Below are 26,143 nucleotides of genomic sequence, written 5' to 3' on the forward strand. Positions count from 1 at the left end.
GCTCCGGCGGCTCGGCCGGCTCGGACATGCCGGCCGGCTCCGGTGGACCTGCCCGCTTCGACCTGCCGGAGATCGACGCGTTCAGCCGGCCCTACTGGGACGCCGCCACCGACGGGCGGCTGCTGCTGCGCCGGTGCGGTGCGTGCGGACGCGCCCACCACTACCCGCGCGAGTTCTGCCCGCACTGCTGGAGCGAGGACGTGACCTGGGAACGGGCGAGCGGTCGCGCCACGCTCTACACCTGGTCCGTCGTCCACCGCAACGACCTGCCGCCCTTCGGGGCCCGCATCCCGTACGTCGCCGCCGTCGTCGACCTCGACGAGGGGCCGCGGATGATGACCGAGGTGGTGGAGTGCGGGGAGGGGGACCTGCGGGTGGGGATGGCCTTGGAGGCGGCCTTCAGGGAAGGGGACGCGGAGGGGGCTGTCGGGGTGCCGGTGTTCCGGCCCGTGGGTCGTTGTTGAATGGCTCGATGACCGACTTGTACGAGTCCTCCGGCTCCCTCCCCCGTCCCGGGATCCGCGGTTACGGACTGCGGCTCCGCCCCTGGGACGCGGACGCCGAGGAGGATGTCCAGGCGTGGCTGCGGGGCTACCTCGACCCCGAGTTCCAGCGGTGGAACACACCGCTCAGGCCGCTGGAGGACCGCGCCGACGCGCTGGAGTCGATGGCGGCGCGGGCCAAGTCGGCCCAGGAGGGGGTGGGCGCCTCCTTCTGCGTCACGGACGCGAGCGGCGGCGTACCGCTCGGGCACATCGGGATCAACGACATCGACCACGTCGTACGGGTCGCCCGCGTCGGCTACTGGGTGCTCCCCGACGCGCGGGGCCGCCGGGTGGCCACGCGCGCCCTCGCCCTGGCCTCACGCTGGGCCTTCGAGGAACTGGGTCTGCACCGGCTGGAGTTGGGGCACGCGCTGGGGCACGAGGCGTCGTGCCGGATCGCCGAGCGGTGCGGCTATCCGTACGAGGGGACGCTGCGCGGGGCGATGTTCGAGGCGGGGCGCCTGGACGCCTTCCGAGACGTGCATCTGCACGCCCGGCTGGCCACGGACCCCGCCCCGGAACGCGGACCCGCACTGCCCTAGGGCGTTTCTGATGGATCTCCCTCCTTCACCCACGGAGATCCATCAGAAACGCCCTAGCGGACCGCCCCGGCCCCCTGGCCGGTGGTGGTCGTCAGGGCCACAGCAGTTCCTTGCGCCAGGTGCCGTCCGCGCGGCGGTAGGTCAGGCGTACGTGCCGGCGGCGCGCGTCGCCCTGGAAGAACTCCACCTCGGCCGGGTCCAGGACGTACACCGTCCACGACGGCGCCGACGCGTCCGGTTCGCGGTGGGCGCGGTCCCAGGCCGCGTCCGAGGCGCGCTCCAACTCCTCGTACGAGCTGAGCACTTCGCTCTGCCGGCCCACCAGGGCCGAGGCGAGCGCGCCGGTCGAGCGGGCGTGCAGGTCGGCCCGCGCGACCTCGGGCGGGGCGGCGGTCACCGGGCCGCGTACCCGGATCTGCCGGCCCTGCGCGGGCCAGTAGAAGCCGAGTGCCGCGTACGGGCGGGCTGCCAGGTGCCGTCCCTTCCGGCTGCCCGCGTGCGAGGCGAAGTGCCAGCCCTTTTCGTCGGCGCCGTGCAGCATCACGGTCCGTACGTCGGGCAGGCCGTCGGCGTCCGCCGTGGCCAGCGACATCGTGTGCGGCTCCGTCTGCCCGGCGGCCACGGCCTCGGCGAACCACTGCTCGAAGAGCGGCAGCGGTGCGGCCGGGGCGGTGGCCGGGGCGAACTTCGGCAGCTCGGTGTCCCAGACCCGCTGAGCCCTCAGCAGCCGTACGAACTCGGAGGGACCGGTGGTGGCGGCGGAGGGGGCGGGGGAGTCGGGCGTGGGCGGGGTGGGGGTGTCGGCGCTCATGCCCCGATTGTCACGTGGTGGGCGGCCTCAGACCGAACCGAGGTCGGACGACAGCCACCGGTCGGGGCGCATCCGGACGACCACCATCTCGCCGTGCTCCTTCCAGGAGAAGTCGACGTACCCGTCGACCTTGTCCGCCGGGAGGTAGCGGGCCGAGATCTCGTGGAGCTGTTCGCGGGTGGCGGGGGTCGATTCCACGACCGCCCCTTCGAGGGACACCTACCTGATGGTGGGTTCGACTCGCTCCACCATCAGGGAGAACCGGCCCGCGGCGCTGATCAGCTCGTTCTTGCGGGAATTCATCCCGGTCAGGATCCAGACGTCGCCGCCGGGCTCGTACTGGTACCAGATCGGCACGGTGAGCGGGGCGCGGCCTGGTCCTGGTGGGCGGAGCGGGGGCGGAGCGCAGGTCGGGGGTAGGGCTGGCACCACCATGGATCCGGGTGCGGACTGTCTCGATGGGGCGGCCGGGCGACGGCATTGTTGGACCCGGTCGAAGCCAGTTGATCGAAGGGGCCGCAGCCTCTTCCCCCGGAAGGAAAACCCCCATGAAGTCGCAGCTCGCGGCGGAGCCGGAGACGGTGGGCGTGGCCGCTCCCGGGGCGTTGGTCTCCTTCGTCCGGTTCGTGGTGTGCGGCGGGGGTGTCGGGGTGCTCTCCAGCGGCGCGGTGGCGCTGCTGGCCGGGGCGATGCCGTGGGTGGTGGCGAACGCGGTGATCACGGTCGCGTCGACCGCCCTGTGCACCGAGTTGCACGCGCTGTTCACCTTCGGGACCGGGAAGCGGGCCGGGTGGCGGCGGCACTGGCAGTCCGCGGGGTCGGCGACGGCCGCCTACGCGGTGACGTCCCTCGCGGTGCTCGTCCTGCACCTGGTGCAGCCGTCGCCCGGGGTGCTCACCGAGCAGCTCGTCTACCTCGGGGCTTCCGGGCTGGCGGGGGTGGGGCGGTTCGTGGTGCTGCGGGTGTTCGTCTTCGCCCCGAAGCTGCGCGGGCCGGTGCCGGCCGCTGCTGTCTCCGTCTGTTCTGTCCCCGTCTCCCCTGTCCCTCTCTCTCCGCTGGTTCTCGCGGCCGGGGCGTGATGAGCTGGGACGGGCTGGGACCGATTAGTTTTTCCGGCTCGCGCCGTCCAAGTGATGACCGGTTCACGGATTTCACCGACCGGCTCTTTCGGACTCTGGAGGAACATCATGAGGAAGATCAACGCCGGACTGTTCATCTCGCTCGACGGTGTCGTCGAAGCGCCCGACCAGTGGCACTTCCCGTACTTCAACGACGAGATGGGCGCGGCGGTCGACGCGACCTTCGGCTCGGCGGACACCATGCTGTTCGGCCGCAAGACCTATGACACCTTCGCCGGGGCGTGGCCGGAGCGGGAGGCCGCCGGGGGCGAGGACGCGGGGTTCGCCAAGCAGCTCGGGGACATGCGCAAGATCGTTGTGTCGAAGCGGCGGCTCGCGTTCGAGTGGCGCAACTCCGAGCAGTTGGAGGGGGACCTCGTCGAGACCGTGACCGCGCTCAAGAACGGGGAGGGCGGGGGCATCGCGCTCAGCGGGTCCGTGTCGGTCGTACGGCAGCTGTTGGCGGCGGGGTTGTTGGACGAGCTGCATCTGCTGGTGCATCCGATCGCGGTGCGGAAGGGGATGCGGTTGTTCGAGGAGGCGGAGTCCGCGGTTCCGCTGACGCTGATCTCGTCGGAGACGTTCAGCACGGGGGTGCTGAATCTCGTGTACGGACCGGCGGGCAAGTAGGCCGGTCCGTACAGTGCGCCGTTCCGCGCGCCCCTATTACCCCCGTGTTCCCGGGCAGCGGGGGCGCAGGCCCGTCTTTTAGGGGCGCGGGGAACTGCGCGGCCAGCCGCTGCCGGCCCGCGCCCTCCGAACTGCGTGATCATTCCCGCCGGTGTTTTTCGGGAAGTCGGGCAGCTGGGCGGTCAGGGGCGCGGGGAACTGGACAGACCCTAGGGCGCCGGTGTTCTGCCCGCCTTGCGGGTGAAGCGGCGCAGGCCTCGGCGGGTCGGTTTGAGCGGCTTGTCCTCGGGAGCCGCCGGGGACTCGGTGGCCTGGCCCGGGGGCAGCGCCGGGGTCGCGGGCGGGGCCGCCGGGACGGACCGGGCGCCCTGTGCCAGCCGGGTCCGGACCGTCTGCGCCATCGCCTGGTGCGCCGGCTCCAGCAACAACCCCTCCGCGGACAACCGCCCCCACATGTGCAGCAACTCCTGCCCCCGCGTGACCACCTGCCCCTCGTCCATCAGCCGCTGCCACGCCGCCGTGGCGCGAGCCACATCGGGCGCCGCCCGGTGCAGATCCGTGCGGCACCGGATGCGTGCGACGGTCAGCGCGAGCGTGATGGACAGCGTGTAGTCGGCGCGCAGATACGCGAGATACGCCTCGATCGCCCGCGCCTCCAGCGACAGATCGTCCTCGGGCCCCCTGCGCAGCGTGAGGTGCTCCCGCAACGCGCTGGCGAGGACGAACGCGGTGTGCAGATCCTCGCGCTGCGCGTGCTGGATGATCCGCTCGACGCGGGCGAGCGGAGGAAACGCCTCCTCCTCCGCGGCGGTGCGTTCGAGCCCCGGCGGCAGATCGTCCTCGTCGGCGATGGTCCGGCTCGACCCGTCGGGGTGCACCCGCAGGCGCGCCACCTGCATCACGGAGCGGTCGATGACGGTGGCCGCCACCGGCGCGCCCAGGGTGCGGGCGAACATGGCGATGGCGTCGAGGATCGCCTCGTTGGGCTTGCTCGTGCCGCCCATCTGCAGCAGATGGCCGTTGACGACCGTCGATCCGTCCTCGGCCACGTAGGCGTCGAGGCGGACCAGCGGCCGGGCGGCGAGCGCGGGCAGGTTTCCCGTGTCACGGGGTGTCAGCGAGTGGGACATCCGCTCATACTCCCGGTCGGACGACACCAAGAATGGCCATGGAGGCGGCCGGGGCGGTCGTGATCGTACGTCCTGGGCGCGGCGCGTGGACGATCTTCCCGCCGCCGATGTACATGCCCACGTGCGTGGCGTCGTTGAAGTAGATGATCAGGTCGCCGGGCCGTGCGGACGCCAGGCTGACGCGGGTCAGGCCCGCCCACTGCGCCTGTGACGTACGGGGTATGGGGTGGCCGGCGCGCGCCCACGCCACGGAGGTGAGTCCCGAGCAGTCGTACGCGGAGGGGCCGGTGGCGCCCCACCCGTACGGTTTGCCGATCTGGGCCATCGCGAAGTTGACGGCCTTCGCGGCGGCGCCGGTGGCGTTCGTCCCGCCGCCGATCGAACCGCCGCCTCCGCCTCCGCCGCCGTTCCCGGATCCGCCGCTGTTTCCGGTCGAGGTGCCGCCGCCCGTGCCGGAGCCCGAGCCCGTCCACTGGGACTCGGCCTCCTTGGCCCGCTGCCTCTCCAACGCGGCCAGTTTGCGGGTCTGTTCCTTTTCGAGGCCGGCCTCGATCTGCTCGGCCTCGGCGATCTTCCCCTCGATCTTCTCCCGCGACTCGGCCTTGTCGGCGCGGGTGCTCTTCAGCTTCCGCAGTTCCCCCGCGGCGGTGTCGGTCTGCCGGGTCAGCTCCGCGCGGGCGGTTTTCTGGGACTCGGAGACGTTGACCAGGCCCCGCATGGCCTGGCGGGCCTGGGACGCCTCGTTCAGGGCCTGTTCGGGGTGGTCGCCGAGCAGCAACTGGATGCCGGTGGCGGCGAGATCGCCTCCGCGGTACTGCGTGCGGGCGGCGGCGCCGCCGAGTTCGTGCAGGTCGTCGACGCGGCTCTCGGCGCGGGCGAGTCCCTTGCGGAGCGACTTGAGGTGTTTCTCCTGCTTCTTCGCCTTCTCGTCCGCGGTGTTGTACGCCTCGGTGGCCACCTCCGCCGCGCGGTAGAGGCCGTCCAGTTCGGCGCGGATGTTCTCGATCGACCGGTCGCCCTGGGGGTCGGGTTCGCCCGGGGCTGCGTAACTCGGTCCTGATATGAGGGAGATGGCGAGGGTGAGGGTGGCTATGGTGGCGCGACTGCGGAGCCGTCTGCCGCCGGTAGACACGTTCATCAGCTCCACTTTCAGAGGTCACGTGCGGGTTGCTCGGACGGACTGGTCGTGTGTCGGAGTCGCCTCCGCGGGGTGGGCGGGGGGCCTTCAACCCTCGAACACACTACCGCCCCTTGTACGGGTGGCCCCTGTATCCCCAGGCGTGTCAATCACCACGCCAACAACTTTTCCCCTCCCGTACGGGTGCGCTCCGCTTGGGGGGTGGGGATAAGGGTGCGGGTCGCCCGGGTTGAGCGCGCAGTTCCCCGCGCCCCTGGGTGAGTGCGGGGGGTGGGCGGGGCGCTGGTGCGGGTCGCCCGGGCCGTCGCGCAGTTCCCCGCGCCCCCAGGTGGATGGGTGGCGGCGGGCAAATGGGTGGCGGGGTGGGCAGGAGTCATCATTCAGGGGGCGCGGGGAACTGCGCGCGTTCAGCGCCGGTGGGCCTGCGGTCGTGGTCCCGGCCGTCCCCCACTCACCTGGGGGCGCGGGGAACTGCGCGCGTTCAACCCTGGTCGGCCTGCGGTCGCAATCCCGGCTGTGACCGACTTACCTGGGGGCGCGGGGAACTGCGCGTTCAACCCCCGTCGGCCCGCAGCCGAAACCCAGTTGTGCCCCGCCCCTCCCACGGCCGCAGGCGGCCCGGTCGCCGGCTAGCGGCCCAGTACCACCGTTGCTGCCGAGCAGAACCAACCCCCCGTCCCCGACGCCACCGCCAGCTCAGGGAGGCCGCCGTCGGAGCGGCGAACCTGGCGGGCCCCCGCCTCTCCGCGGAGTTGCCGCGCCGCCTCCACCAGGAGGAACAAGCCCCGCATCCCAGGGTGTTGACTCGACAGCCCACCCCCGTCCGTGTTGACCGGCAACCCGCCGCCCTCCACGAACGCACCCCCCTCCCCCTTCTCGCAGAAGCCGAGATCCTCCAGGGTCACGAGCGTCATGTACGTGAACGCGTCGTAGATCTGCGCCACATCGACCTCCCCCGGCCGGACCCCCGCCCGCCCGAACGCGATCCGCCCGCTCACCGCCGCCGGCGACACCGTGAAGTCCGGCCACTCGGACATCGTCGTGTGCGAGACGTGCTCACCGGTGCCGAGGACCCAGACAGGGGCCGTACGGCAGTCCCGTACGTACTCCTCCGCCGCCAGCAGGACCGCCGCCCCGCCGTCCGACCGCAGACAGCAGTGCAGCTTGGTGAAGGGGTCCGCGATCATCGGGCCCGCCAGGACGTCGTCGACCGTGATCGGGTCGCGGAACATCGCGTCGGGGTTGAGCGCCGCGTTCTGCCGCGCCCGCACCGCCACCGACGCCAACTGCTCCAGCGTGGTGCCGTACTCGTGCATGTGGCGCCGCGCGGCCATCGCGTACTTGGCGATGAGCGTGTGCCCGTACGGGACCTCGAACTGCAGCGGCCCCCGGGCGCCGAAGGAGAGGTCGCCGGTGCGGCGGCCCGCCCTGATGTCCGCGCGGGCGGTGGACCCGTACACCAGCAGGACCGCGTTCGCGTGCCCTGCCGCTATCGCGTCGGCCGCGTGCGCCGCCATGACCTCCCACGTCGAGCCGCCGACGGACGTGGAGTCCACCCAGGTCGGCCGCAGGCCCAGATACTCCGCCACCTCGATCGGCTGCAGCGTGCCCAGCCCCGCCGAGGCCAGACCGTCGATCACCGAGCGGTCCAGGCCCGAGTCGGCCAGGGCCCTGCGCGCGGCCTGGGCGTGGAGCGCGTACGGCGTCGCCTCGTCCACGCGCCCGCAGTCGGAGAGCGCCACACCGACGACTGCCACCTTGCGGTTCCCGGACGGAGTCATGGAATCTGACGGTACATCAGATGGGGCCCACATGGGGAGGCGTGGTGGCGTCGCGGCCCTGTGCATCTGCCTGCCACCGCTCTAACATGACGGCCCGTCAGATCAGGGAAGCGGACGCCGGACACCCGGCCCCGGGGAGGAGCCCGCCGATGGACGCCACCTTCACCGCGGAACAGGACGAGATCCGCCGCACCCTCCGTGAGCTGCTCCTCAAACGCTGCGGCCCGGAGGAGGTCAGGGCCGCCGTACGGACCGCCGCCGGTCATGACCCCGGCCTCTGGGAGACCCTCGCCCAGCAGCTCGGCCTGCCCGGCCTCGCACTCCCCGAGGCGTACGGGGGAGTGGGGTGCACGACCACCGAACTGGCCCTGGCCGCCGAGGAGATGGGGCGCGCCCTCGCCCCGTCCCCCCTCCTCGCCACCGCCGCCCTCGGCGCGCCCCTCGTACTCGCCCTCGGCAGCGCGGACCAGCGCGCCGCACTGCTGCCTCGTATCGCCTCCGGCGGACTCACCGCCGCCCTCGCCGTGCCGGGCGCCGCGCTGACCACCGCCCTCGGCCTGACCGGCGGCAACCGCGGCGACTGGGCGGGCGGCGGCCGGGCCGGCGGCGTGCAGGCGCGGCGGGCCGACGGCGGATGGCGGCTGTACGGGCAGGCCGACCAGGTGCTCGACGGACACAGCGCGGACCTGCTGCTCGTCGCCGCGCACACCGGGGGCTTCGCCCGCCCGCGCACCCTCCTCTTCCTCGTACGGGAGGGGGCGACCCGCGTACGGCAGACCTCCCTCGACGAGACCCGTACGCAGGGCCGCGTGCAGTTCAGGGACGTCGAGGCCGAGTTGCTCGGCGACGACGGGCCGGGCGCGGACGTGGGCGGCGTCCTCGCCCGGGTGGGGGACTCGGCCGCCACCGTCCTCGCCGCGGAGGCCGTCGGCGCCGCCGACCGCGTACTGGAGCGGACCGTGGAGTACGTCAAGCAGCGTGAGCAGTTCGGGCGCGCGATCGGCTCCTTCCAGGCGGTGAAGCACCGGCTCGCCGATCTGTACGTACAGGTCCAGGGCGCCCGCTCCGCCGCCTACTACGCCGCCTGGGCGACCGTCGAGGGCCGGGAGCGGGTCGGCGGGCTCGCGCTCGCGCAGGCGCTGGAGGCGCAGCGCACCTGCGCCGCCGAGGCCGTCCAGCTGCACGGCGGGATCGGGTTCACCTGGGAGCACGAGGCGCATCTGTACTTCAAGCGGGCGGCAGGCGACGAACTGCTCTTCGGGCCGGTGCACCGGCTGCGGGCGTACGCGGCCCAGGAAGCGCGGCTCTTCGGCGGCGGGGAGGTGGCGGTCTGATGGCCACGACTCCGTCCCGTCGTCCCGGGGTGCGGCTGGTCCAGAGGGTGTCCTCGACCCGGGGTTTCGCGAAGGTCGCGCCGCATGTCGTTCCGGCGCTCGACCGTGCCGTGCACCGGCTCACGCGGGGGAAGGTGCTGCTCAGCGCTCAGATGCTGCCCGGTGTCATCCTGACGGCGCGGGGCGCGAGGAGCGGGCTGCCGAGGCGTACGCCGCTGGCCTGCATGCCGGAGGGGCCCACCGGAAAGGGTGCGGGCGGGGGCGAGGACTCGGTCGGGAGCTGGATTCTCATCGGGTCCAACTTCGGGCGTACGGACCATCCCGCCTGGACCGCCAATCTGCTCGCCCATCCGGACGCGGAGATCAACTGGAGGGGCCGGGACATCCCGGTGACCGCCCGCCTGCTGGCCGGTGCGGAACGGGACGCGGTGTGGCGGGCACTGCTGGCTTTCTGGCCGCCGTACGCGACGTACCAGGCGCGGGTGGAGCGGGAGATCCGCCTGTTCCGGATCGTACGGAGGTGACGAGCGCCGGATCGTACGGAGGTGGGTGGCGGACGCCGGATCGTACGGAGGTGGCGGGCGCCGGATCGTACGACGGCGGTGAGCGCGCGACAGGCGGCAGTCCACCGGGGCGGGGCCACCGGGGTGAACTGCCGCCTGGGTGACAGGACGTGTGCCTGGAGCGGCGGGCTGAAGACGCGTGACGTGCCTGGTCGGCCTGGTCGGCCGAGTCGGCCGGGCTACCTGGTCGGCTTCTTGCCCGTCACGCCCAGGTACACCAACAGCGCCAGGTTCGGCCTCAGTTCAGCCTGCTTGACGCCCCACGTCTGGAAGCCCTTCTGGTGCGAGGCCACCGCCGCGAGCATCGCCACGAGGGAGCCCGCCATGGCCGCGGGGCTGACGTCCTTGTCGACCTTGCCCTTCGCCTGGAGCTCCTTGACCGTCTCCGTGAGGGAGTTGTTCACGGAGTTGAGGATCTTCATGCGGAGTTTGTAGAAGCGTTTGTCGCCTTCGGCGGCGCCCAGGTCGACGACCCGGAGGATGGCGTCGTTTTTGCGCCAGAACTCAAGGAAACCGTCCACGAGTTCCTGCGCGGTCTGCCAGCCCGCCTTGCCGACCCATGAGCGTCCTTCGAGGACCTCGGTCAACCCGGCGCCCTCGGCCGCCATTTGCTCGGCGATCTCCAGGACGGCGCCTTCGACGTCCGGGAAGTACTGGTAGAAGGTCGCCGGTGAAGTGCCCGCCTTCCGGGCGACGTCGATGACTTTGACGTCGCGGTAGGGCGAGGAGCTGAGCATCTCGCTGAGGCAGTCGAGCAGCTTCTGCCGCGTCGCCTGCCCGCGCCGACCGGCCACACGGCCGTCGACGGTACGCACTTGTCCTGTCATGCCGTCAGCTTACCGAGGGGTGATCGGAGCGCGATTCGGCCGACTGCAAATGGGGTGCACGGGCCCGCGGGGCGCTGGAACCGCCCGCTCTGCGGGATCGGTGGAACGCCGTTAGCTTGGCCGCATGGCTGGATCTGACTCTGCCGCGTTCCCCGAGGGCGTCCCCTGCTGGATCGACGCCCAGCTGCCGGACGTCGAGGCGGGCAAGCGTTTCTACGGCGGACTCTTCGGCTGGACCTTCGACCCCGCCGACCCCGCCCGCCCCGCCGACTCCGCGAGCCCCTCGGAGGCCGGGCAGGGGGCCGACGGCCCGTACGAGGGCGCCGCGTGGGCGCGGCTCGGCGGGGAGGCGGTCGCCGCCCTCGTGCCCAAGCGGGACGGGCGGATGCCCACCGTCTGGACGGTCTACTTCGCCACTCCGGACGCCCAGGACATGGCAGACCGGATCCGCAAGGGGGGCGGCCAGATCGTCACGACCCCCGAGCCGGTGGGCTCGTACGGGGTCGTGGCCCTCGCCGCCGACCCGGAGGGCGCGGTCTTCGGGCTCTGGGAGGCCGGTACGCACCCCGGCTTCGGGAGCGGGCGCGGGACGGGCACGTTCAGCTGGGTCGAGCTGTACGCACGGGACACCGCCACCGCCGACGCCTTCTACCCCGGCCTCTTCCGCGACGCCCTCTTCGGGCCGGGCGTCACCCGTGAATTCGGGCGGGCCCACATCTCCGACGTCTATCCCGCCGAGATGCCGCCCCACTTCCTCGTGCATTTCGGGGTCCAGGACTGCGAGGAAGAGCTCGGCGCGGTGACGAGGCTCGGCGGCCGGGTGCAGGCTCCGCCGTTCGACACCTCGTACGGGAGGGTGGCCGTCGTCAGTGACAATCAGGGGGCGTCCTTCGCGCTGCTGCAGCGCCGGGACGGGGTATGAGGCGGGGGTGAGGCGTCCGCGAGGCGTCCACGGCGGGGGACGAGTCGTGCTCCAGCGCGGAAATTCAGGATTCTGCGCCGTTGAAATGGGCGATGCTCCGCGGTCGAAACCCGTGCCGGAAGCTCTGAAAGGCACCGAAAAGCCCCGGGTGACGTGGAAAATCAAGGTGGTCCCGGGCTGTTTGCCCCGCAATGGCGGGAGACATCCCGAATGGGTCCCGGGTTCGCAACCGGAGCGCAGGACAGGAAGAATCGGGGTGCGTGCCGCCGGAGCGGTTCGGTGGTGAGACGCTGCGCAGTGGCTGAAGCTGCGGCTGGAGCGGTGGCTGGAAGCGCGGCCGCGTACGGGGAGGTGGCAGGCAAGTGGTGGATCAGCTGACACAGCACGATCCGCGGCGGATCGGTCCGTTCGAGGTGCTGGGACGGCTGGGCGCCGGCGGCATGGGGCTGGTCTATCTCGCGCGCTCGGCCTCGGGCAGGCGCGTGGCGATCAAGACCGTCAGGACCGAGCTCGCCGAGGACCAGCTGTTCCGCGTCCGCTTCTCGCGTGAGGTCGAGGCGGCCCGTGCCGTCTCCGGCTTCTACACGGCGGCCGTCGTCGACGCCGACGCGCGCGCGGCCGTGCCCTGGCTGGCCACCGCGTACGTGCCCGCGCCCTCCCTCGAAGAGATAGTGACGGAGTGCGGGCCGATGCCGGCCCAGGCGGTCCGCTGGCTCGCCGCGGGGGTCGCCGAGGCGCTGCAGTCCATCCACGGCGCCGGTCTCGTCCACCGCGACCTGAAGCCGTCGAACGTGCTCGTCGTCGAGGACGGGCCGCGCGTCATCGACTTCGGCATCGCCTCCGGTGTCTCGAACACGCGTTTGACCATGACGAACGTCGCCGTCGGTACCCCCGCGTACATGTCACCCGAGCAGGCCAAGGACTCCCGCAGCGTGACCGGGGCGAGCGATGTCTTCTCGCTCGGCTCGATGCTCGTCTTCGCCGCGACCGGACACGCGCCCTTCCACGGCGCGAACCCCGTCGAGACCGTCTTCATGCTGCTCAGGGAAGGCCCGGACCTCGAAGGGCTCCCCGACGAACTGCGTCCGCTGATCGAGTCCTGCATGCAGATGGACGCGACGGCCCGCCCCAACCCGGCCGACCTCCAGGCCCAGCTGGCACCCCATCTCTTCGGCTCCGGCTCCGACGACAGCGGTACCGCGTCCGCGTGGCTGCCCGAGCGGGCCGTGAGCCTGATAGAGACGCGGCGCGGAGGCCGGCCGGCCCCGAAGCCCCCGTCGGGCCGCAGTGGCGGGCGCGGAGTGGCCGTGGTGCCGCCACCGCCGCGCCACGACCCGCCGATTCCGCCCATGCCGTCGTCCGGGCCGCCGCCCCTGCCGTCCGTACCGGTCGGCGCGGGGGTCGGCCGGGGCGGTGGCGCGCCCGACGCCGGGCCCGTACGGCTCGCCGGTGCCCAGGTGCCGATCGGGCCCGGCCCGCGCGTCGCCGACGCCCGCGCGGCGGCAGTGAAGGCGCCTCCTCCGGAGGCCGGACTCGCGGCGGCCTGGTCCCGGTCGCGGCCGGGTGTGAACGGCGCCGAGCCCGTGGCGGCCGTCCCCTCGCCCGCCGGGCCGGACGGCGGCTCCTCCTGGCGGCCGTGGCGCTTCCGGATGTCGAACGACGTGTGGGGTACGCCCTCCGTCGCCGGGGACCTGGTCTACGTCACCTCCTTCGAGGTGCACGCGCTGGACGTGGCCACCGGCCGGCGCCGCTTCAAGACGCGGGACGTCGCCTGGTCGATGGCGGTCGCCGACGGCCGCGTGCACGCCTCCGACGGGCCCACGCTGTTCGCGCTCGACGCCCGCGAGGGCGGCGATCTGTGGCGGCTGCCGACCGACGCGTGGGTGTACTCCCTCAAGGCCGACCGCGGCACGGTCGTCACCGGCACCCGCGGAGGCGGCGTGCAGGCCTGGGAGGCCGCCAACGGGCAGAAGCTCTGGGAGATCACCGGCGCGCAGACCGACTTCGAGTCGCCGGAGGCGGGTCCGGCCGTCCACGACGGCACGGTGTACGTCTGGAAGGACGCCCGGCTGCGTGCCCTGGAGGCCCGTACGGGGGAGGAGCGCTGGTCGTACCCGATCGGCGACGCGGCCTCCTGCGGGGGTGTGCCCGTCCGCATCACGCACGCCGACGACGGATATGTGTACGTGTCGGCCGGGACGCGCGTCCTCGCCATCGACATCGCCGGCGGGCATGTGCGCTGGCACTTCGAGGCGCCGGCGGTGTTCCTGAGCGCGCCCACGTTCGCGCCGGGTCCCGCCGTCGCGGGCGGCGGGGTGTACCTCGCCGACTACCTCGGCACGGTGTACGCGCTCGACGCCACCGACGGCCGGGACCGCTGGCGCATCGCGACGGAGGCCCGTTCGTCCATCGACCCCGTGCTGGTCTCGGCAGGACACGTCCACGTAGGCAGCGGCAAGGGGCTCTACACCCTGGACGCGGTCACCGGCACACCCAAGTGGCGCTTCCAGGCGGGCGGCGACCTGGTGGGGGCCCCGGCCGTCGCGGACGGCCGCATCCACTTCGGCTCGACGGACCACCTCCTGTACACCCTGAAGGCGGACGACGGCCGTCTGCGCTGGAAGCTCGCGACCGGCGGGGAGATCACGGGATCACCGGTCGTCAAGGACGGGGTGGTGTACGCGTGCAGCAAGGACCGGTGCGTGTACGCCCTGGACGCGGAGAAGGGCACGGGGACGGCGCGCTCCTGAACGGGCCGTGCCCGGCGTCCGGGGCACGGAGCCGGTTTCACGGGGGCGGGTCGGGAACGCCGCGCTCCCGCATCGGAGCCGTACGCGCCCGCAACATCGCGGCGATCGCTTCCTGACCCTGGGCCGCGGCCGGCGGCATCTCGTGGTCGGTGATCCCAGCCGATCCGGCCGGCCCGGCTCAGCCGGTCTGTTCCACGGCGTGGCCGACGAACATCACCCAGGCGTCCCGGGCGACAGCCAGCGCGGGACGGGCGGTGTCCTTGGAGTCCCGTACACGCACGCCGTGGGAGCAGACGGCCACTTCCAGGCACTCGCCGCCGGCTCCTCCGCTGTGGCTGCTCTTGGACCAGTCCAGCCGGTTCGAGCAGTCGGCGGTCTCTGCGATGCTCATAGGTCTCCCAGCGACTTCTCGATGAATGCCAAGGACTCACGCGGAGTCAGAGCTTGTGCTCGGATGATTCCATACCGGGACACGATGCCGCGAACCTCTGTTCGCTCGTTCACGATCGTGCTCCGCCCCTGGGCTTCCAGGTAGGCGACCTGATCTTCATTGTCTCTGTGCAGCACGACAAACGGTCCGTCGACGCCGGCATTGTCCTCTCTGTTCAGAGGCATGATCTGAATCTCCACGTTTCGGTAGGCGCCGATCAGCAGGAGCTGCTGCAACTGCCTCCGCATGACGGCAGCCCCTCCCAACGGTCGCCGTAGAACCGACTCGTCGACGACGAAGCTCAACAACGGAGTCGGCCTCCGCTCGAAGATCTGCTGTCGGGCCAGCCGTGCCGCAACGCGTTGCTGGACCGTTGCTTCATCCAGCAGAGGACGCCACATCTCGAACACGGCCTGCATGTACTCCTCGGTCTGCAAGAGCCCGGGGACCGCATGGGTCCCATACACCCACAGCTCGACCGCTTCCGCCTCCAGTTTCGCCGCGTCCCTGAAAAACGCCGGATACTGCGCCCGTGCCACCTCCTCCTTCATCTCGCGGAGGATCCTGTCCGCGTCAAGTACCTCGTCCGCCAAGTCGATGAACCGGGGCGGTGGCACCCGGCGCCCCTGTTCGTACGCCGCGATCGTCGACGGTGAGTACCCGGTCCGTGCCCCGAGGTCGGTGCGTTCGATCCCGGCCCGCAGCCGGAACCGTTTGAGCTGGCGGCCGAACACCCGCAGGATGCCCGAGCCCGGTTCGGACGCGCTCGCGTCCGGTGGCTCGGTCCCCGGACCCTCGCCGTCTCGTCCCCCGACCATGTCTCGCATGCGCGCTCTCACTTCCATCCGGGATCACCACCACGTATCGTTCTGCGGACCTCACGCTAGAAACGAGCAGGTCACCACACTTGCGAACGACGGAAGTTCACCGGAACCAGTGGTGTGACGACCGCCGTGCGACGGGCTCAGGCGGCTGGTCGGAGCTGATCGGTCCGCCAGCCCGCGCACCGGGCCTTGGGTTCGTAAGTGGCGAGTGGCCGTCGCGAAATACTTCGAACCGGTTCATGAGGCGGGTCAGGGAGCGACCGCGCGGACGAGAAGCGTCAGCGGAGCTTGTGCGGAACGGTTCTGTGGCTGCCCCGGAGAGGGCCGGTTTTTCCGTATCCGCTCGCTGCGTACGACGGCGGAGGCATCAGTGCTCTGCGGGATCGTGGCCCGCGCCCATAGGCCGTGACCACGACCGCCTCGTCGGACGGGCCTTGCCGGTCGGCTCAGCGTGTCCGGAACCCCCTGTCCCGGGCGCCGAACAGCTTCGCCTGGTCCGTGGGGGGCAGGTTGCCCAGGGCGATCAGGTGGGGAGCCTGGGACAGGGCTGCCGTGCGGGTCGCCTCCTGGGCCGACCAGAGTGCTCGGACCGTGCCCTGCACCGCCGCGGGCGGGTAGGACGCGATCACGGACGCGCAGCGCACCGCCGCCGCCGCCGACTCCCCCCGCGCCGTCACCTCCGACACCAGCCCCACCTCGTACGCCCGCCGTGCGGAGACCCGTTCCGCCGTGCCCATCAGGGCCATCCGGGCCACCTCCCCGAACGGCGTCCGCTGCGCCAGGTACACCGACTCGTACGCGCTGACCATGCCGTACGTCGTGTGCGGGTCGAAGAACGTGGCCGTCTCGTCCGCGATGACGAAGTCCGACTCCCCGAGCAGGTAGAACGCCCCGCCGCACGCCATCCCGTTGACCGCGGCGATCACCGGCTTCCACAGAGCGGACGCCTTCGGGCCGATCGAGGCGAGTGGGTCGTCCAGCATGTAGGGCGACGCCGGCTGCGGGACCTCCGCGTCGCGGTCGAGGCCCGTCGAGAAGGCCCGGTCGCCCGCCCCGGTCAGCACGACCGCCCGTACGGAGTCGTCGAATCTGAACTCCGACCATGTCGACCGCAATTGAGCCACCATGTCCAGGTCGATGGCGTTCAGGCGCTCAGGGCGGTCCAGTGTCACCACCGCGACGCCCGTCTCCTTGTCGGTGGTGGTCCGCAGGGCGGTCATGGCCGCTCCAGCACCCAGCGCGGCAGCCGGACGCCGTCCCCGCCGTCGGCGCCGAACACCACCTGCACCCGCGCCCCGATCCGGATCCGTTCCCCCGCGACCGAGTTGAGCGGCGCGTCCGGCCCGCTGACGAGATTCCCCACCAGCCGGATCCGCGGCGCCTCCGCCAGCTCGACGACGATCACGTTGTACGGGGCCAGCGCCGCGTACTCCGGCAGGAGCGGGGGGTGCGGAATCACGTACGACCAGACACGGCCTCTGCCGCTCATCCTGCGCCACTCGCTGTCGAAGGAGTGGCAGTGCGGGCAGCAGGGGCGGGGCGGGAAGCGCAGCTCCCCGCAGCCGGGGCCGGCGCAGGCCTGGACGCGCAGCTCGCCCCGGGCCGCGTACTCCCAGAAGGGGGCGCCGTCGTCGTCCACCACGGGTGTCAGCATGTGGCCTCCTAGGTTGACTCGGGTCCTCAGTTCCTCAGGAGCAGCGCAGACGTCGGGACGCCCTCGCCCGCCGTGACCAGGCAGGTCGCCGCGTCCGGGACCTGCGCCGTACTCGTCCCCCTGAGCTGCTTCACGCCCTCGTTGATGAGGTTGAAACCATGGACGTACGCCTCCGAGAGCCCGCCCCCGCTCGTGTTCAGCGGCAGCCGGCCGCCGATCTCCAGGGCGCCCCCTTCCGTGAACGCGCCGCCCTCGCCCCGGCCGCAGAAGCCGTAGCCCTCCAGGGAGAGCGGGATGAGCGGGGTGAACGCGTCGTAGATCTGGGCGACGTCCACGTCCTCCGGGGTGAAGTCGGCCTGCTTCCAGAGGTGGCGGGCGGCCGTCCAGGCGGGGCCGGTCAGCGGATCGTCGTTCCAGTAGTTGACCATCCCGTGGTGCTGGGCGGGCAGGCCCTGGGCGGCGGAGTGCACGTACACGGGCCGTCGGCGGCAGTCGCGGGCCCGTTCGGCGGAGACGACCACGCAGGCCAGCGCCCCGTCCGTCTCCAGGCAGTTGTCGAAGAGGCAGAGCGGCTCGCTGATCCAGCGGGAGGTCATATACATGTCCCGGGTCAGCGGTCGCTCGTACATCATCGCGGCGGGGTTCTGGTTGGCCCGGTTGCGGCAGGCGAGGGCCACGTTGAAGAGGTGGTCGCGGGTCGCCCCGTACTCGTGCAGGTAGCGGCGGGTCAGCATGGCTATCTCGTCGGCGGGGCGCAGCAGGCCGAAGGGGCGGGTCCACTGGGCGGGGGTGGGGAGTTGGACGGCCGTGTTCTTCCACGGGCGCGGGCCGCTGCCGCGCTTGCGTGAGCGCCAGGCGACTCCGACCGTCGCCTGCCCGGTGGCCACCGCGGACGCCAGATGCGCGACCGTGGCGCACGAACCGCCGCCCCCGAAGCCGACCTTGCCGAAGAAGCTGAGGTCGCCGAATCCGACGGCCTTGGCGACCTCGACCTCGTCGGTCTCCTCCATGGTGTAGGAGGCGAGCGCGTCGACCTCGGCCGGCGGGATGCCCGCGTCGTCGAGGGCGGCGAGGATCGCACGGCAGGCCAACGCCTTCTCGCTGTCCGGCAGTTGCTTGGCGAAGGGTGTCTGCCCGATCCCGACGACCGCGGTCGCGTCCTTGAGCCCCGCTGCACCGGTGCCTGCCATGGGCACACCTCCACGACGGTCCACGAATGCTGACAGGGCGTCAGGCTACAGCTAATCTGACGGGTAGTCAGCTAGTGGTCGGCCGGTTGATCGGCAGGCCGGTCGATCGGCCGATCGACCGAGCGGCCGAGCGCTCGGGCGGCGAAGGGAGGCACGCTGTGCGCGGCGACTTGGAGTGGGAGACGATCCCGGGGCTCGTGCGGGCGGCGGCCGGGCGGTACGCGGACGTGGAGGCCGTCGTCGAGGGCCGGACCCGCGTCACGTACGCGGAGCTGGGCGCCCGCGTGGACCGCGCGGCGGCGGCCTGCGTCGCCAACGGCGTGCGGCCCGGCGACCGGGTGGCGATCTGGGCGCCCAACACCCTGGACTGGATCGCCTCCGCGCTGGGCGCGGTGTCGGCGGGCGCGGTCCTCGTCCCGCTGAACACCCGCTTCAAGGGGACGGAGGCCGCCTACGTACTGGCCCGCAGCCGTACGAAACTGCTGTTCGTGACGGGTACGTTCCTCGGGACCTCGTACGTGGCGTCCCTGCGGCGGGCCTGCGCCGACAGCCAGGAACCGGCCGGGACGGGCCCCCACCCGAGTACGCGTCCCGGCCCCCGTACCGGTCCCCTGCCGGGGCTGCCGGACCTGGAACAGGTGGTCGTCCTGTCCGACGACGCCCCCGCCGACTTCCGCACCTGGAAGGACTTCCTGGCCAGTGGGGACGGCGTGGGGGAGGCCGAGGTGCGGGCCCGGGCGGACGCGCTGGACCCCTCCGCGCCCTCGGACATCATCTTCACCTCGGGCACCACCGGCCGCCCCAAGGGTGCCGTGATCACCCACGCGCAGACCCTGCGGGCGTACGACGTGTGGTGCGAACTGGCCGGTCTGCGCGAGGGCGACCGCTATCTGATCGTGAACCCCTTCTTCCACACCTTCGGCTACAAGGCGGGCGTGATCGCCTGTCTGATGCGGGGCGCGACGATGATCCCGCAGCCGGTGTTCACCGTGAGCACGGTCCTCGCGAACGTGGCCTCGGAACGCATCTCGGTGCTCCCCGGCCCGCCCACCCTCCACCAGTCCCTCCTGGACCACCCCGACCGTGACGCGTACGACCTCTCGGCCCTGCGGCTGGTGGTGACGGGCGCGGCGGTCGTGCCGCTGCTGCTGGTGGAGCGGTTGCGGGCGGAGCTGGGCGTGGACACGGTCCTCACCGCCTACGGGCTCTCCGAGGCCAGCGGGATCGTCACGATGTGCCGGCGCGGCGACGAGCCGGACGTGATCGCCTCCACGTCCGGCCGCGCGATCCCCGGCACGGAGGTGAAGGTGGTCGACGGGGCGGGCACGGCCGTCGCCCCCGGCACCGCGGGCGAGGTCCTGGTCCGCGGCTTCAACGTGATGCGCGGCTACTACGAGGACGCCCTCGCGACCTCGGAGGCCATGACCCCGGACGGCTGGCTCCGCACGGGCGACATCGGTGTCCTGGACGCGGCCGGCAACCTCCGGATCACCGACCGCATCAAGGACATGTTCATCGTCGGCGGCTTCAACGCGTACCCGGCGGAGATAGAGCAACTCCTGGGGCTGCACCCGGAGGTGGCGGACGTGGCGGTGATCGGCGTCCCGGACGCCCGGCTCGGCGAGGTCGGCAAGGCCTATGTCGTACGCCGTCCGGGCGTCCCGCTCACCGGCGACGACCTGATCGCCTGGGCGCGCCGCGAGATGGCGAACTACAAGGTGCCCAGGGCGGTGGAGTTCGTCGGCGAGCTGCCGCGCAACGCGAGCGGGAAGGTCGTGAAGGGGGAGCTGCGCGGGCGCCGTTGAGGGGCCCCGCCCTGTCGCGGCGGGACCCCGGTCGCCCACGCGGTACGCGCTATTCGCGGGCGGACAGCGCGTGGGCCGGGGCCGTACGCAGGGCCTGCCGGGTGGGGAGTTCGACCGTGACGAAGGCCGTGCCGATCACCGTCAGCGCGACGGCCGGGAGCAGCCACACCGGGCCCGCGGGCCACGGCCGGTCCAGGAAGCCGATGCCGAGCAACGCCAGCGGGACCGCGGACAGCAGCAGACCGGTGGCCACCGCCGCGACCCCGATCACCGCGGCCTCGCGGCGCATCATCGCGAGGATCTGGCGCGGGGTGGTGCCGTTGAGGCGCAGCGTGGCGATCTCGTTGCGGCGCTGGGCGGTCGTGGCGACCAGTTTGTTGGCGATGGACAGGAGGAGGTAGCCGAGGAGCACGACGACGGTGGCGAGGTTGATCCAGACCGTCGCGGGTGCGTCGCTCAGACTGTCGCCGGACCCGGTGTCCGTGGGCTCAAGTGCCAACCCGGGCCGGGACGCGGCGAGTTCGGTGAGGCCGCGCAGCGCGGCGTCGGTGCCGTCGGTGCGTACGAGGACACTCTGGTCGAGGCCGCCGGTGGTGTGCCCCTCGGCCAGGTCGTGGGAGACGGCGACCGGGCCGAAGCCGAGGCCGCGGTCGTAGACGGCGACGACCTTCGGGCTGACCCGGCTGCCGTCCCCGAGGACCAGGTCGATCCGCTCGCCGACCCCCGCGTCGCGGGAACGGGCGACCTCGCTGTCGACGGCGACCGTGTCACCGGAGAGCCGGGCCAGGCTGCCGTCCCGTACGCCGAGGTCCAGGACGTCCGGCGCGGCCGGGGTCAGGACCATCGCCGAGGCGGCCTCGACCTCCGGTTCGCCGAACATCTCGTACTCCCACACGACCGTGGTGTCGCTGACCGGGGCCGCCGACCGTACGCCGTCGGTCCTCTCGACGTCCGCGAGGGTGCCGGCGGGCACACCGCCGAGTCCCGGCGCGGTCAGGCGCTGCTGGGCGAGGGTGCCGGTGCGGGTGTCCTGGGCGGTGGCGCTCATGACGGTCGTCTGGGCGAGGGTGTAGGTCAGGACGAACACGACCGCCATGGCGAGGGCGCTGACGACGCCCGACAGCCGCAGGGCGTAGCCGCGGATGTTCGCCACCGCGAGCCAGGTCGGGGCCGAGACGCCGGGCCGCAGTCGCCGGGCCGCCGTGTCGCCGATGCCCCGGACCAGGGCGGGACCCGCCAGGGCCAGACCGGTCGCGCCGATGATCCCGGCCATGGAGGTGGCCGCCGCGCCGAGGACCGTCCGGCTCAGCAGCGGCACCACCGAGAGGCTCGTCGCGGCGACGATCAGCAGGAGACCGGCGCGGATCCGGGTCTTCGACGGGTTACGGGGCTCGCTGCGCGACTCGGCGACCGCCTCCGTGGCGGGCAGCCGCGAGGTGCGCCACGCGGCACCGCGGGCCGACACCTGCACGGCGAGCCCCAGCAGGAGCACGGTGGCGAGCGCGGGCAGCGGGCTGTAGGTGAGCGGCAGCCCCGCCGGGATCACCTCGCGGTCGACGAGCATCCGCCGGAACTGCCCGGCCAGCAGATGGCCGAGGCCCACACCGGGCACGACCGCCACGGCGGCGATGACCGAGGCCTGCGCGGCGGCCAGTCGCCTGATCTGCTTCGGAGTCGCGCCGACGGCCCGCATCAGGGCGAGGTCGCGGCGCTGGCCGCCGACCGACACGGCCAGCGCGCTCGCCAGCACGAATCCGATGATCAGGAGGACGATCCCGGAGAGCGAACCGGCGAGCAGGATCAGCAGCGAACGGGCCGCGCCCGCGCCGGGGGAGGCGATGTCACCACGGTCGGAACCGGTGGAGACGATCACTTCGGCGCCGGCCTCGCCGGAAGAGGTTCCGGCCGCCTTCCGGCCGGCGTTCTCGCCGGCGTCCTCGATCGTCTCGCGGGCCGCGGTGGCCACCGAGGCCTCGGCGCCGGGCTCGGTGCGCAGACCGACCAGGTCGACGGTCCCGGCGCGCGCTCCCTTGCCGCCGCCGTCGCTGCCGTCGGTGCCGCCGTCGCGGCCGGACAGCCGGGCGGCCGTCGGGTCGGCGAAGAGGATGCCCGCGCCCGGGGCGTCGACCACCGCCGTGACGCGGTACGCGGCGGCGGACCGGCCGGCCGCGACGACCTCGACCCGGTCGCCCGCCCGGACACCCGCGGCCTCGGCCGTCGCCCGGTCGAGCGCCACCTCGGCGGTGCCGGACGGCTTGTCGCCACTGACCTTCGGGTCCGTGAGCAGCTTCGTCGAGGACCAGCCGTGACCGGCCGTCCGCGGCTCCTCGGCCGGTACGACGCGGCCGTCGGCGTCGAGGACGGCGGCGGGGAAGCTGACGTCGCCGACCGCCGCCGTGACGCCGGGCAGTGCGGCGAGCCGGTCGACCAGGGCGGCCGGGACCGTGCCGCGTTCCGGCAGGGCGATCGGCAGGTCCCCGGCCGGACGGAAACTCTGGTCGGTGGAGACCACGACGTCGGCCCCCGCGAGCCGGCCGGCCGGCAACTGCGAGCGCAGGCCCGACTCGGCCAGTACGCCCGTGCCGGTGATCAGTGCCGCGCCGCCGAGCACCGCGCACGCCACCGCCAGCAGGGCGGTGATGCGGTGGCCCGCCATACGGACCGCGAGATGCAGCATGGTTCTAGACCTCTCCCAGCTTGACGAGACGGTCGGCCAGTTCGGGGGCGCTGGGCCGGTACAGGCGCTCGACCACCCGGCCGTCGGCCATCACCACCGCGTGGTGGGCCTGGGCGGCGGCGGCCGGGTCGTGGGTCACCATCACCACCGTCTGGCGCAGTTCGTCGACGAGTTCGCGCAGCAGGCCCAGCACCTCGTGGGCGCTGCGCAGATCCAGGGCGCCGGTCGGCTCGTCGGCGAACACGACGGCGGGCTTCGCCACCAGGGCCCGTACGATCGCGGCCCGTTGCTGCTGGCCGCCGGAGAGTTCGGCGGGCCGGTGCGCCATCCGGTCGGCGAGACCGACCCGCTCGACCAGCGTCCCCACCCACTCCCGGTCCGGGGCGCGCCCCGCCAGCCGCAGCGGCAGCGTGATGTTGTCGGCGACGCTGAGGGCGGGGACCAGGTTGTAGGACTGGAACACGAAACCGATGTGCTCGCGGCGCAGTTCGGTGCGGCGGGTCTCGTTGAGCCCGCTGATCTCGCGCTCGCCGATGCGGATGCTTCCGGAGGTGGGGGAGTCGAGGCCGGCGGCGCAGTGCATCAGCGTGCTCTTGCCCGACCCCGAGGGCCCCATCACGGCCAGGAACGTGCCGTGCTCGACGCTCAGCGACACGTCGTCGAGGGCGCGGACGCCTCCCGCGTACGTCTTGCTGACGTTCGCCAGCTCGATGGCCGGGGCGGGCGGTGCCGCCATCGGCCGGCCGGCCCCGGCGAGGAGCCCGCTCATCGCCGGCCCCGCAGGTGACGGACGACGAGCGTGGTCACGCACAGCGCGGTGACCCCGCCGCAGACCAGGTGGACCAGGGTGGAGGCGGCGCTGTACGAGGCCACCATGTTGCCGACGGTGCTGATCACCAGGACCAGCCACAGCACCGTACGGACGAGGCGGTCCCAGGTGAGGGCTTCGCGGGCGGTGTCCTCCCGCCCGGCCGGGTCCGTGCTCCCGGGAAGGCCGTCGAGGCGGTAGGGGTCCGTGGTCGTCATGGCTGTCCCTCTTCGGAGTCTGCGAGCTCTTCGGACCCTGCGCGGTGCGCGGTGCGCACTTCACTCTTCGCGGCGTGCGGCGTGCGGCGTGCGGCGTGCGGTGTGCGGTTCGCGACGCGTGCTGCGGGTCTCGCTGTCGTGATGTCGAAGTTACGGATCGGGGCCCCGGCTGGCCGAGCCCGCCAGCCGCCCGAGTGGGGGTACAGCAGGCTGTACCTCTAGGCTCCTCGCACGGCCGTGAGCGGTCGCAGGTGGCAGGCTCCCGACGAGCGGGAAAGCGGGACGGGAAAGCAGGAGGGGAGGGGCGGATGCCGATCTCGGACCGGCACGACGCACCGGACGACGGCGGCGAGGACAGGCCCGGTCTCCGCGACACCGCCGTCCGCGCGGCCGGTGCGGCCGTCGCCGCACTGGAGCAGCTCGTCGGCGGACTCGGCACCGCGATGATGGCGCTGCTCGTCCTGCTCTGGGCGGCCGTGACCGCCGTGGCGTCCCTGGTGGGCGTCGGGCTGCTGATGGCACCGCTCGTCCTGCGTGCCCTGCACGGGCTCGCCGGCCGCGAACGCGGCCGGCTCGGCCGGTGGGGGCCCGAGGTGCTGGGCCCGGACCCGGCGCCGACCGCGCTGCGGCTCGCCGTCGTCGACCCGACCACGCGCCGCGAACTGCGCTGGCTGGCCCGCCACGCCACGCTCGGCCTGCTGCTCGGGCTCTGCGGGCTGCTGCTGCCCCTGCTGGCCCTGCGCGACACCCTCTTTCCGCTGTACTGGCGCCTGCTGCCGGAGGGCGCGACCAGCACGTCCCTGGGGATAGGCGTCGCGGAGACCTGGGCCGACGCGGCAGCCGCCGGTCTGCTCGGGCTCGGCTGGACCGCCATCATCCTGGGTCTCGGCCCCGGTATGGCACGCGTCCAGGCCCGGCCGGGGCGGCTCCTTCTCGCGGCCGGGCCCGACACGGACCTGTCCCTGCGCGTCGCGGAACTCACCGCGACGCGGGCCGCCGCACTGGACGCCCACGCCGTCGAACTGCGCCGCATCGAGCGCTCGTTGCACGACGGCACCCAGAACCGGCTCGTCACCGTCACCGTGCTCCTCGGCGCCGCGCGCCGCATGGTGGCCCGCGACCCGGCGGGCGCCGAGGAACTCCTCGAACGCGCCCAGAGCGCCGCCGAGCAGGCCCTGTCCGAGCTGCGGTCGGTGGCGCGGGGCATCCTGCCGCCCGTACTGGCAGACCGGGGGCTCGCCGGGGCGCTCACCGGGCTCGCCGCGAGCTGCCCCGTGCCCTGCCGGATCGACGTGGAGGCGCCCGAGCGGTGCGCCGCGTCCGTGGAGGCGACCGCCTACTTCGTGGTGGCGGAGACCCTGACGAACATCGCCAAGCACAGCGGGGCACGGCAGGCGGCGGTCACGGTCCGCAGCGGTGGCGGGCGGCTGCGGCTGGACATCACCGACGACGGCCGGGGCGGTGCCGACGAAGCCGGTGGCTCCGGGCTCAGCGGCATCCGCAACCGGATCGCCGCGCACGACGGCACCCTCGAACTGGCCAGCCCGCCCGGCGGCCCGACGACTCTCAAGGTGGAACTGCCATGCGGATTGTGATCGCCGAGGACGACGCGCTGCTGCGGGAGGGGCTGGCGCTGCTGTTGCGCGCGGAGGGCCTCGACGTGGTGGGCACGGCCGGTACCGGCGACGGTGCCCTCGACGCCATCGACACCCACAAGCCGGACGTCGCCATCCTGGACGTACGGATGCCGCCGACGCACACCGACGAGGGGATCGTCGCGGCCGTGGAGGCCCGTCGGCGGCGGCCCGATCTCGCGGTCCTCGTGCTGTCGGCGTACGTGGAGCAGTCGTTCGCGACGGAGTTGCTGGGCGGTGGGGTGACGGGGCTCGGCTATCTGCTCAAGGAGCGGGTGGGGCGGGTGGAGGAGTTCCTGGACGCGCTCCACCGGGTGGCGGGCGGGGGTACGGCCATCGATCCGGAGGTGGTCGCGCAGCTGTTCACCCGCAGTCGGCAGGACACCCGGCTGGAGCGGCTCAGTCCGCGGGAGCGGGATGTGCTGGCGCTGATGGCGGAGGGGTTGGGCAACGGGGCGATCGCGGGGCGGCTGGTGGTGACGGAGGGTGCTGTGCACAAGCACATCCGCAGTATCTTCGCGAAGCTGGACCTGTCGCCGGCCGATCAGGTGGACCGGCGGGTCGCGGCGGTCCTGAGATACCTGGACGACGCGCGCCGCCGGGCGTGAAGCAGTTCCCGCGCCGTTCCCCGCGCCCCTGGGTGGGCGTTCGGCGTCGCACGCCGTCACGAGCAAGCCCCCTGGGGGCGCGGGGAACTGCGCGGCGGTGCCGCCGATCTGCCTCGCCTCGCGGCCTCGGCGACCCCAACCCCCTAGGGGCGCGGGGAACTGCGCAACAGTGGCACCGATCTGCCTCGTCCCATCACCCCGGCA

At 72.7% G+C, this 26,143-nt stretch carries 24 protein-coding genes and 1 pseudogene; 11 read left to right on the forward strand and 14 right to left on the reverse strand.

Annotated features, from left to right (window positions below):
* Positions 1–26: 26 nt before the first annotated feature.
* Both K3769_RS12980 and K3769_RS12985 read left to right on the forward strand, forming a co-directional pair.
* Positions 27–464, forward strand: coding sequence for a Zn-ribbon domain-containing OB-fold protein (locus K3769_RS12980; protein ID WP_267031350.1), 438 nt, complete (start codon positions 27–29; stop codon positions 462–464).
* 8 nt (positions 465–472) lie between these two features.
* On the forward strand, positions 473–1,087 hold the full coding sequence (locus tag K3769_RS12985) for a GNAT family N-acetyltransferase (RefSeq protein ID WP_267026592.1): 615 nt from the start codon (positions 473–475) through the stop codon (positions 1,085–1,087).
* 91 nt (positions 1,088–1,178) lie between these two features.
* On the opposite strand, the gene K3769_RS12990 is transcribed toward K3769_RS12985, so the two are convergent.
* Together K3769_RS12990 and K3769_RS12995 are read right to left on the reverse strand one after the other, a co-directional pair.
* Positions 1,179–1,898, reverse strand: a complete 720-nt coding sequence (locus tag K3769_RS12990; protein WP_267026593.1) for a pyridoxine/pyridoxamine 5'-phosphate oxidase — start codon at positions 1,896–1,898, stop codon at positions 1,179–1,181.
* Between the two features lie 27 nt (positions 1,899–1,925).
* Positions 1,926–2,279, reverse strand: a pseudogene (locus K3769_RS12995) (pyridoxamine 5'-phosphate oxidase family protein); the annotation flags it as partial.
* 167 nt (positions 2,280–2,446) lie between these two features.
* Here K3769_RS12995 and K3769_RS13000 point away from each other — a divergent pair.
* Together K3769_RS13000 and K3769_RS13005 are read left to right on the forward strand one after the other, a co-directional pair.
* On the forward strand, positions 2,447–2,977 hold the full coding sequence (locus K3769_RS13000) for a GtrA domain-containing protein (protein WP_267026594.1): 531 nt from the start codon (positions 2,447–2,449) through the stop codon (positions 2,975–2,977).
* 108 nt (positions 2,978–3,085) lie between these two features.
* Positions 3,086–3,646, forward strand: coding sequence for a dihydrofolate reductase family protein (locus K3769_RS13005; protein WP_267026595.1), 561 nt, complete (start codon positions 3,086–3,088; stop codon positions 3,644–3,646).
* Between the two features lie 209 nt (positions 3,647–3,855).
* On the opposite strand, the gene K3769_RS13010 is transcribed toward K3769_RS13005, so the two are convergent.
* The 3 genes from K3769_RS13010 to K3769_RS13020 all read right to left on the reverse strand — a co-directional run bounded on the left by K3769_RS13010 (position 3,856) and on the right by K3769_RS13020 (position 7,695).
* Positions 3,856–4,776, reverse strand: a complete 921-nt coding sequence (locus tag K3769_RS13010; RefSeq protein WP_267026596.1) for a hypothetical protein — start codon at positions 4,774–4,776, stop codon at positions 3,856–3,858.
* A gap of 4 nt (positions 4,777–4,780) precedes the next feature.
* Positions 4,781–5,914, reverse strand: coding sequence for a C40 family peptidase (locus K3769_RS13015; protein ID WP_267026597.1), 1,134 nt, complete (start codon positions 5,912–5,914; stop codon positions 4,781–4,783).
* Positions 5,915–6,543: 629 nt separating this feature from the next.
* Positions 6,544–7,695 (reverse strand): thiolase C-terminal domain-containing protein, encoded by a 1,152-nt coding sequence (locus tag K3769_RS13020; RefSeq protein WP_267026598.1) that lies wholly within the window; start codon positions 7,693–7,695, stop codon positions 6,544–6,546.
* A 149-nt stretch (positions 7,696–7,844) separates the two neighbouring features.
* Here K3769_RS13020 and K3769_RS13025 point away from each other — a divergent pair, with 149 nt between their 5' ends.
* Positions 7,845–9,029 (forward strand): acyl-CoA dehydrogenase family protein, encoded by a 1,185-nt coding sequence (locus K3769_RS13025; protein WP_267026599.1) that lies wholly within the window; start codon positions 7,845–7,847, stop codon positions 9,027–9,029.
* Positions 9,029–9,553 carry a nitroreductase family deazaflavin-dependent oxidoreductase gene (locus tag K3769_RS13030; RefSeq protein ID WP_267026600.1) on the forward strand — a complete coding sequence of 175 codons (525 nt, stop codon included), beginning with the start codon at positions 9,029–9,031 and terminating at the stop codon, positions 9,551–9,553. Before K3769_RS13025 ends, K3769_RS13030 begins: the two co-directional genes overlap by 1 nt.
* A gap of 218 nt (positions 9,554–9,771) precedes the next feature.
* On the opposite strand, the gene K3769_RS13035 is transcribed toward K3769_RS13030, so the two are convergent.
* A complete protein-coding gene (locus tag K3769_RS13035; RefSeq protein ID WP_267026601.1) occupies positions 9,772–10,419 on the reverse strand; it encodes a TetR family transcriptional regulator in 648 nt (215 codons plus the stop codon).
* 124 nt (positions 10,420–10,543) lie between these two features.
* Here K3769_RS13035 and kbpA point away from each other — a divergent pair, with 124 nt between their 5' ends.
* Both kbpA and afsK read left to right on the forward strand, forming a co-directional pair.
* A complete protein-coding gene (gene kbpA / locus K3769_RS13040) occupies positions 10,544–11,341 on the forward strand; it encodes an AfsK-binding protein KbpA (protein ID WP_267026602.1) in 798 nt (265 codons plus the stop codon).
* A 362-nt stretch (positions 11,342–11,703) separates the two neighbouring features.
* The gene (gene afsK / locus K3769_RS13045) at positions 11,704–14,091 is read left to right on the forward strand and encodes a protein serine/threonine kinase AfsK (RefSeq protein WP_267026603.1); all 2,388 of its coding nucleotides are present in this window, start codon (positions 11,704–11,706) and stop codon (positions 14,089–14,091) included.
* 178 nt (positions 14,092–14,269) lie between these two features.
* Here afsK and K3769_RS13050 read toward each other — a convergent pair whose 3' ends face one another.
* The 5 genes from K3769_RS13050 to K3769_RS13070 form a co-directional block, all read right to left on the reverse strand.
* Entirely contained in the window at positions 14,270–14,482 is a 213-nt protein-coding gene (locus tag K3769_RS13050) for a DUF397 domain-containing protein (protein WP_267026604.1), read from the reverse strand.
* Positions 14,479–15,339, reverse strand: a complete 861-nt coding sequence (locus tag K3769_RS13055; RefSeq protein ID WP_267031351.1) for a helix-turn-helix domain-containing protein — start codon at positions 15,337–15,339, stop codon at positions 14,479–14,481. Before K3769_RS13055 ends, K3769_RS13050 begins: the two co-directional genes overlap by 4 nt.
* Before the next feature lie 452 nt (positions 15,340–15,791).
* Positions 15,792–16,565 (reverse strand): enoyl-CoA hydratase/isomerase family protein, encoded by a 774-nt coding sequence (locus tag K3769_RS13060; protein WP_267026605.1) that lies wholly within the window; start codon positions 16,563–16,565, stop codon positions 15,792–15,794.
* The gene (locus K3769_RS13065; RefSeq protein ID WP_267026606.1) at positions 16,562–16,999 is read right to left on the reverse strand and encodes a Zn-ribbon domain-containing OB-fold protein; all 438 of its coding nucleotides are present in this window, start codon (positions 16,997–16,999) and stop codon (positions 16,562–16,564) included. The genes K3769_RS13060 and K3769_RS13065 overlap by 4 nt, the downstream gene beginning before the upstream one ends.
* A gap of 26 nt (positions 17,000–17,025) precedes the next feature.
* On the reverse strand, positions 17,026–18,189 hold the full coding sequence (locus tag K3769_RS13070; RefSeq protein WP_267026607.1) for a lipid-transfer protein: 1,164 nt from the start codon (positions 18,187–18,189) through the stop codon (positions 17,026–17,028).
* Between the two features lie 158 nt (positions 18,190–18,347).
* On the opposite strand from K3769_RS13070, the gene K3769_RS13075 reads away from it, so the two are divergent.
* A complete protein-coding gene (locus K3769_RS13075; RefSeq protein ID WP_267026608.1) occupies positions 18,348–19,994 on the forward strand; it encodes a fatty acid--CoA ligase family protein in 1,647 nt (548 codons plus the stop codon).
* 49 nt (positions 19,995–20,043) lie between these two features.
* Here the strand turns inward: K3769_RS13075 and K3769_RS13080 are convergent, their stop codons facing one another.
* Genes K3769_RS13080 through K3769_RS13090 form a run of 3 tightly spaced genes read right to left on the reverse strand, consistent with a single transcriptional unit; the run spans position 20,044 to position 23,697 of the window.
* Positions 20,044–22,671 carry an FtsX-like permease family protein gene (locus K3769_RS13080; protein WP_267026609.1) on the reverse strand — a complete coding sequence of 876 codons (2,628 nt, stop codon included), beginning with the start codon at positions 22,669–22,671 and terminating at the stop codon, positions 20,044–20,046.
* A gap of 4 nt (positions 22,672–22,675) precedes the next feature.
* Positions 22,676–23,440: an ABC transporter ATP-binding protein gene (locus K3769_RS13085; protein WP_372514928.1), complete on the reverse strand. Its 765-nt coding sequence runs from the start codon at positions 23,438–23,440 to the stop codon at positions 22,676–22,678.
* Positions 23,437–23,697, reverse strand: coding sequence for a hypothetical protein (locus tag K3769_RS13090; RefSeq protein ID WP_267026610.1), 261 nt, complete (start codon positions 23,695–23,697; stop codon positions 23,437–23,439). Before K3769_RS13090 ends, K3769_RS13085 begins: the two co-directional genes overlap by 4 nt.
* A 308-nt stretch (positions 23,698–24,005) precedes the next feature.
* Between K3769_RS13090 and K3769_RS13095 the strand changes: the two genes are divergently transcribed.
* On the forward strand, positions 24,006–25,292 hold the full coding sequence (locus tag K3769_RS13095; RefSeq protein WP_267026611.1) for a sensor histidine kinase: 1,287 nt from the start codon (positions 24,006–24,008) through the stop codon (positions 25,290–25,292).
* Positions 25,280–25,939 (forward strand): response regulator transcription factor, encoded by a 660-nt coding sequence (locus K3769_RS13100; protein ID WP_267026612.1) that lies wholly within the window; start codon positions 25,280–25,282, stop codon positions 25,937–25,939. Before K3769_RS13095 ends, K3769_RS13100 begins: the two co-directional genes overlap by 13 nt.
* Positions 25,940–26,143 lie beyond the last annotated feature (204 nt).

The organism is Streptomyces ortus (genome assembly GCF_026341275.1).
GTDB classification, from domain to species: Bacteria; Actinomycetota; Actinomycetes; order Streptomycetales; family Streptomycetaceae; genus Streptomyces; species Streptomyces ortus.